2 protein-coding genes and 1 pseudogene are annotated in these 1697 nt (G+C 33.7%); all 3 read left to right on the forward strand.

Features of this window, described 5'->3' with window-relative positions:
* Positions 1 to 452, forward strand: a 452-nt coding sequence (locus AC1DTM_RS25335) for a CocE/NonD family hydrolase C-terminal non-catalytic domain-containing protein (protein WP_477001173.1), incomplete at its 5' end; no start/stop codon positions are given.
* 228 nt (positions 453 to 680) lie between these two features.
* Entirely contained in the window at positions 681 to 1442 is a 762-nt protein-coding gene (locus tag AC1DTM_RS25340) for a class I SAM-dependent methyltransferase (protein WP_016105114.1), read from the forward strand.
* Between the two features lie 112 nt (positions 1443 to 1554).
* Positions 1555 to 1697: pseudogene (locus AC1DTM_RS25345) on the forward strand (shikimate kinase); the annotation flags it as partial.

A 1697-nucleotide genomic window follows, 5' to 3' on the forward strand; every position in this document is an offset into this window, starting at 1 on the left:
CATTAGTAGATGATGCTAAAATAAAGTCAAATCAACTAGTAGAAAACCCTGAGTTAGAAGTAGCGAATCGATTAATATATACAATGCCTGTACTGCAAAAAGATATGCGAATAAGCGGTACGCCGAAGATTTCAATTAAAGGGAATATTGATCGGTCTGTATCAAATTTAACAGCATTACTCGTTGATTATGGTGGGGCGAAGCCTGAAATTGTAACGAGAGGTTGGATGGATCCACAAAATTTAAATAGTATAGAGAATTCAACAGCGATTCAACCTGGTAAAGATTACACATTTTCATGGGACATGCAGCCAGATGATTACGTATTTAAAGCAGKACATCAAATAGGAGTCGTCTTAATCGCAAGTGATTACGATTATACAATTAGACCGAAAGCGGGCACGAAGCTTACAGTAAAATTGAGTGAAGTGACATTGCCGATTGTGAAATAAAGGGTTTTTGATAAAGAGCTTACTATAGTAAGCTCTTTATTTATAATCAGAATTTTCAAGTTTTATATGTTCAATCGCTAGGAAATATTATACAATGTAAATATATTATATAGAAAGTGAGTGATATATTATGACAGTCAGCTCTTTCGAATTTTCATTAAAATTAAAGGTACAGGAAGATTAATTGAATTGAAATCTTCCGTACGTATAAAACGGAGGAGAAAATAAATGTTTAGTTTTTATAGTACGCTTTGTACGGAACTTTATGATTACACAAAACCTGTCGGTTACTCTTTGAATGGTGATATTGAATATTATCAAGAACGTTTAAAAAGTTGTAAAGGAACAATTCTTGAAGCAGCGGTAGGATCGGGGCGTGTCATTATTCCATTTCTTGAAGCTGGTTTTAAAGTTGATGGGATAGATTATTCGCCTGAAATGCTAGATTCTTGCCGAAAGCGGTGTAAAGAGAGAGGCATACATCCTAATGTATATGAAGGAAGCTTGCAACAATTTTCACTGCCGCATAAATATGAGGCAATTATCATTCCTACTGGATCCTTTTGTTTAATTGAAAATCGTGATGATTCTATAAGCGCTTTGAAATGTTTTTATGAACATCTTAATCCAGGTGGGCGTTTAATTGTAGACCTTGGGCTTCCGTATGATTGGAAGACAGGTGAGATTCATACATCGACTTTTTCCTTACCAAGCGGAGACGGGATTACATTAGAAAATAAATCAATTGAAATAGATTGGCTTAACCAAGTAACTGTATCATATTTAAAATATGAAAAATGGAGTAAAGGAAAGTTAGTACAAACAGAGCTACAACGCTTTGCAATGCGGTGGTATGGAATAGAAGAGTTTAAACTCCTTTTAGAAAGTATAGGTTTCACTGACATTACTTGCTCTGCTGACTATGTTTATGAAAAGCAACCGTCAAATGCAGACCAAATTATTACTTTTGAAGCTGTACGAAACGAATAATATAGGAACTATTCATGAAAATAAGGCAATCGACACAACATCGACTGCCTTATTTTCAATTTTAGGATATGTTTTATGTAATTGTTTATAGAGAAAAATCGGAGGAAAACAAATGAAATTCATATTAATATTTGGCCCACAAGCAGTTGGGAAAATAACAGTCGGTCAAGAGTTAACAAAAATTACAGATTTAAAGCTTTTTCATAATCACATGAAAATCGATCTAGTAAAGTACATTTTTTGATTACAGTACAA

This window comes from Bacillus sp. P4_D3 (assembly GCF_056401855.1).

Bases quoted from the DNA above. Each gene is read 5' to 3' on its own strand.
- AC1DTM_RS25340 (WP_016105114.1), top strand. From the start codon at position 681: ATGTTTAGTTTTTATAGTACGCTTTGTACGGAACTTTATGATTACACA.